This window comes from Halobacillus sp., assembly GCF_049282395.1.
Lineage (GTDB): Bacteria > Bacillota > Bacilli > Bacillales > Halobacillaceae > Halobacillus.
In genome coordinates this window covers 1-4909 of sequence record NZ_JBAPTY010000085.1, presented here as the reverse complement: position 1 = coordinate 4909, position 4909 = coordinate 1, and the positions used below count along the sequence as shown (strand labels likewise).

The window sequence follows — 4909 nt, the reverse complement described above, 5'->3', positions numbered from 1 at the left end:
TGGATGACCTGAGGTGGGGGTTTTTGGTATGTGTACATTATCAAAACTTTTAATTATAAAACTATGACTCTTGAATTGGAAGATATTTATTAAAAAAATTACATAATCTTTACATAAATATAGATTTTATTTACATTTAATACTAAAATGAGAAGAATATATAACTATTTCGGAATTAATAGAAAGTTGGGAGGCACCTTGGATGGGAAAGAGTTTGATTCGTACATTTCCGTTATTTCTTTTCTTTGCTGTAGCGTTAGGCTTATGCTATAGCATTCTTACGTATTCCATTTCCTCGGGATGGAACACTGTAATAGACTGGGCTCAAATTCATACCGTTGGCCTCGGAACATCTATTCTAGTACTTTCGTTGGTTATGTGGGGGACAGCTACCTGGTGGCTGCATAAACGAAATAAGATAGACCCTTTATATAAATCTCGTATATACAGAGTTGCAACAGCCCTGCTCGTTTCGGTAATGGTTGGCGCAGTTGCTTCCTATCTATTTATGGTTTTCCATCTGGACATTACGCTGGGCAGAGCAACGGAATGGGTTCAGGAATATCCTGAGCGTTATATGTTTACGGCTTTTTTGTTATCCCTCTTTACTTTGGCGCTTATTCTCCTGGTCGGAGAAACTTACATGGGCGGGGGCATCGCTCTACTCGTGTCCTTTATACTTGCACTGGTGAATCATTACAAACAGATCTATCGGAATGAACCATTATTCCCTAATGATTTTATTCAAATCGGCCAGCTTCAGGATGTCATTCCGTTAATATCAGATTCCATTTCCATAACGGCTACTTTGCTAATCATAGGCGTCATTGTAGCTGGTTTGTTTGCCTGGTATAAAATGCCGAAAATAAAAATAGGGTGGATTACCCGGCTGGTTATATTTGTTCCGGTGGCTTATCTACTTTATTCTTTTCTGCTTTATGATGATCGTTTTACAGAAAGCTACTATGAAGAATATACAAGCTTTATGCCCTGGAACCAGCAAAACAATTATTATTATAATGGTCCTGTACTTGGGATGATCTCTAACATTAAGCTTGATGTAGTAGAAAAGCCTGAGCCATATAATCAAACAGTAATGGAAGACTCCGTTGTACACGCGAAAGAAGTTTTCGCACGAGCAGACGATGAAAAAAAGAATCCGGTGCAGCCGAATATTATATTTTTTATGAATGAGACCTTCTGGGATCCAACCAATCTGGATGTCAAATTCTCAGAAGACCCCATGAAAAATACACGACGTCTAATGGAAGAGTACCCTTCAGGGCAGATTTTGAGCCCTTCTTTTGGGGGAGAAACGGCTAATGTAGAATTTGAGGCATTGACAAGCTATTCTATGAGTTATATCAATCCGGGTGGAAACCCCTTCAATCATATTTTAGCGAATGACACCTATCCATCGGTCGTGTCGTATTTAAATGATCGTGGATACTACAGTGAAGCTATTCATCCAAATGGAGGCAATCTGTACCGCAGACAGCGAGTGTATCCGAATCTTGGATTTGATCAATCTACGTTCCTCGATGATATGACTTATACCAAAAAAGATAATAAACAGTTCGTTTCAGACAGATCTGTAGTGAAAGAACTGCTTGATACGGTAGAAAAGCAGAAACAACCGGCTTTCATTCATGCAGTCACAATCGCCAATCACCTTCCCTATAGTGAAGATAAGTATGAGGGAGGAAGCACGATTGATGTGAGCGGAGAAGGGCTTTCTCCTGATACCGAGAGACAGATTGAAGTGTATTCAGAGGGGATCAAACGATCAGATGAAACACTCAAAAAACTGAACGAGAGTATTCAGGAAATGGACGAACCGACCGTAGTAGTTTTCTTTGGTGATCATCTTCCTTCGATTGGGGCAAATTTGAAAGCTTATAAAGAGACGGGATTTGGGAATGAGGAGGACCAGAAACAGCAGGCGAAGTTCTATGAAACTCCATTATTATTTCTGTCTAATTTCGAAATGGATATGAAAAAGGAAGTTGGAACAATTAGTCCTGTTTACCTTGCGCCTATGGTGGCAGATGCTCTTCATTATGAAACACCGAAATTTTATGACTTTCTAGAAGGAATGCAGCAGGAACTTCCGGCTTTTCGAGATATGATTTATATGACTCCAGAGGGCGAAACCGTTCCTTCACCTGATGAACTGCCATCATCCACTCAAAAGATATTAAAAGATTACCAGCACTTTCAATATGATGTGCTGACCGGAAAACAGCACGTTACCCAAGAATTGTACGATTTGGAATAAAGCTAATTTATGGGACCTCAGGTCATCCAGAATATGGATGACCTGAGGTCCTATTCGTATTCTAAGCTTTGGATGCATAGGGTAATAGGGAGTCTGAAATAGGAGGATGAGTGATGAACGGCAAGATAGCGCTGATCATTGGGATACTGATTATCGCGGGTGGAATTACAGGGGTGGTGATGTATAAGACAAGTCCTGCTCAACAAGCGAAAGCAGTTGTTGAGAACTTCTATTCATTTGAACAAAAAGGTGAATACTCGGATTCTTGGCAGCTTTTTCATCCCCTTATGAAAGAAAAATTCGCGAAGGGCCCCTATATTCAGGACCGGGCTCATGTATTCATGAATCACTTTGGGGTTGATACCTTTAGTTTTTCCATCGAAGAAATGAAGAAGATCAAAAATTGGCGTATGGAAAAGGGAGCTAAACCTTTTCCGATTGCTTACAGCATGACGGTGGCCCAGACGTTTCGAGGAAAATATGGCTTGTTCACTTTACATCAGAAGGTTGTGGTCACAAAAGTGAAAGAGAAGTGGGTAGTGACGTGGGATTACCATAAAAAATAATTATAGCGGGGCAAATTTCAAAAACGACACTTTCAATGTCGTTTTTTTGTGTATGAATCTTTATACCTGTCCGCAATGTGCTGATTAGGTAAATTTATAGGTTTCAAAAGTATCATGTATACATTATAATGAACAGTTAATAAGGAGGTTATATAATTGGTAAGACGAAGTATTAGTATTGCGTTCATAATTTGGGTACTCAGTTTCCTCTTCTTGTACAATACCTTAAATTCTATTGCTGATCCTATGTGGATATTGATTTTTTTAGTTCCTCCTATTTTATTTTTAGTAATGAGTGAAAAAACAACTTTTCTTCTGTTTATCGCTTTTACGGTTATTTCTTCATTAACTATTTTAGGTATGGCTTTTGTATGGAAATGGGATTCTTATACTCAAATAGAGTGGGTAATGCTTCATGCGCTTGTTCTGGTTAATCTATGGTCCGTATATGTGTTGGCAAAGTGGAGTACTTCTTTATCAAGAGATAATAAACGATTACTTAGCCGTGTAATTGAACTGGAAGAGTATATTGCAGATACCAAATTACTATCCAAACGCGAGTTTGAAAAACAAAAAGAAATCATAGTAACTTCCATGGACCGCAAGAAAGAAAAAGGATTCCTTCTATATATAGGAATTGAAAAGCTGCCCCGTAGGGTTAAGCAGACAAGCTTTGTAAAAGTTTCCAATGTAATTTATGAATCGGTCAGAAAACATTTTGATATTGTGGGGAAATATGATGATCAAGTCATTGTATGTCTTTTACAAAACACAGATGAAGATGGCTTGGAGATTGTAAAAAATAGAATCATCTCTCGACTAAAAATCATTTATACTCCTGAAGCTTTTGATAAGTTACAATGGAACACTGAAGGAATCGGCTACATAGAATTTCCAGCGTCCAAAGAAGGGCAGCAGATATGAGAAAAGTGATAATTAGCATGGTGTTTGCCAGTATTGGGATATTTATTGCGGTTTTCTTGGACTTAATAACTATGAAAAATTTATTGCTATTCACGACAGTTTTATTTTTAATTTTACTGTTGTACTATACTTTATTAACGATCGCAGGCTTGTATTATCGGACAAAAGAACAAAAGTCTATTTCTCTTGAAAAATATCCAAGCGTGGATATACTGATTCCTGCGCATAACGAAGGTGTTGTTCTTAAAGAAACGCTTGATGCCATGGTAAGGCTCCATTACCCTGGAGAACTGAATATATACGTGCTTAATGATAATTCGAAGGATGATACTCCTGAAATTGCAGGAGAATACGATGAAACCTATCACCGCGTCCATCACATCCTGGTCCCTCCAGGTGAACCTAAAGGGAAGTCCAGGGTATTGAACTATGGACTGCAGATATCTACCGGAGAATATTTCTGCGTATACGATGCGGACAATCAACCTGAAGAAGAAGCGCTGGTGCAGTTAGTTGAAACGGCTCATAGTTATACGAATGCAGCAGGGGCGGTAGGATATGTTCGTACGTTAAATGAAAGGAAAAATTTTTTGACTCGGATGATCTCTATCGAGTTTCAAGTTTTCCAATTACTCATGCAGGCTGGCAGATGGCAACTGTTTCGAACAGGATCTCTAACAGGAACGAACATGCTAGTGAAAAGAAAAGTAATACAAGAACTAGGAGGATATGATCCCTACGCTATCGCAGAGGATGCTGAATTAACTTTGAGAATTACTCAACAGGGCTTCTTCCTTCCCATCGTGCCTCATTCTGTAACCTGGGAACAGGAGCCTGAATCGATGCAAGTGTATATTAAACAGAGGACAAGGTGGCTCCAGGGAAACCTTTATATTGTTGAGAAAACACTTACTGTTCCTGGTTATTTTAAAGGTAAAATGATGGTCCATTCTATTCATCAGCTGATGGTATATGTGGTGTTTTGGTTCTTTTTAGTTCTCTCGTATGTATGGTTTGTGCTAGGAGTGTTTGATTTACTCTACATAAGTCATACGCTTCCGTTAATGTTTATATGGTACGTTTCCTATATAATATATACGACTCAGTTAATGAGCGCTCAAGCTGCTGAGAACAGCTTTAC

The 4909-nt window shown here is 38.7% G+C and carries 4 protein-coding genes; all 4 read left to right on the top strand.

Going from position 1 to position 4909, the window contains the following annotated elements; translation table 11 throughout:
• Positions 1-202: 202 nt before the first annotated feature.
• On the top strand, positions 203-2278 hold the full coding sequence (locus WAM07_RS04315; protein ID WP_422165070.1) for an LTA synthase family protein: 2076 nt from the start codon (positions 203-205) through the stop codon (positions 2276-2278).
• Positions 2279-2391: 113 nt separating this feature from the next.
• Positions 2392-2844, top strand: a complete 453-nt coding sequence (locus WAM07_RS04310; protein WP_422165069.1) for a hypothetical protein — start codon at positions 2392-2394, stop codon at positions 2842-2844.
• 156 nt (positions 2845-3000) lie between these two features.
• Complete coding sequence (locus tag WAM07_RS04305) at positions 3001-3768, top strand: hypothetical protein (RefSeq protein WP_422165067.1); 768 nt, start codon at positions 3001-3003, stop codon at positions 3766-3768.
• On the top strand, positions 3765-4909 hold a 1145-nt coding region (locus WAM07_RS04300), incomplete at its 3' end, for a glycosyltransferase family 2 protein (RefSeq protein ID WP_422165065.1). The genes WAM07_RS04305 and WAM07_RS04300, both read left to right, overlap by 4 nt.

Bases quoted from the DNA above. Each gene is read 5' to 3' on its own strand.
- WAM07_RS04315 (WP_422165070.1), top strand. From the start codon at position 203: ATGGGAAAGAGTTTGATTCGTACATTTCCGTTATTTCTTTTCTTTGCT.
- WAM07_RS04310 (WP_422165069.1), top strand. From the start codon at position 2,392: ATGAACGGCAAGATAGCGCTGATCATTGGGATACTGATTATCGCGGGT.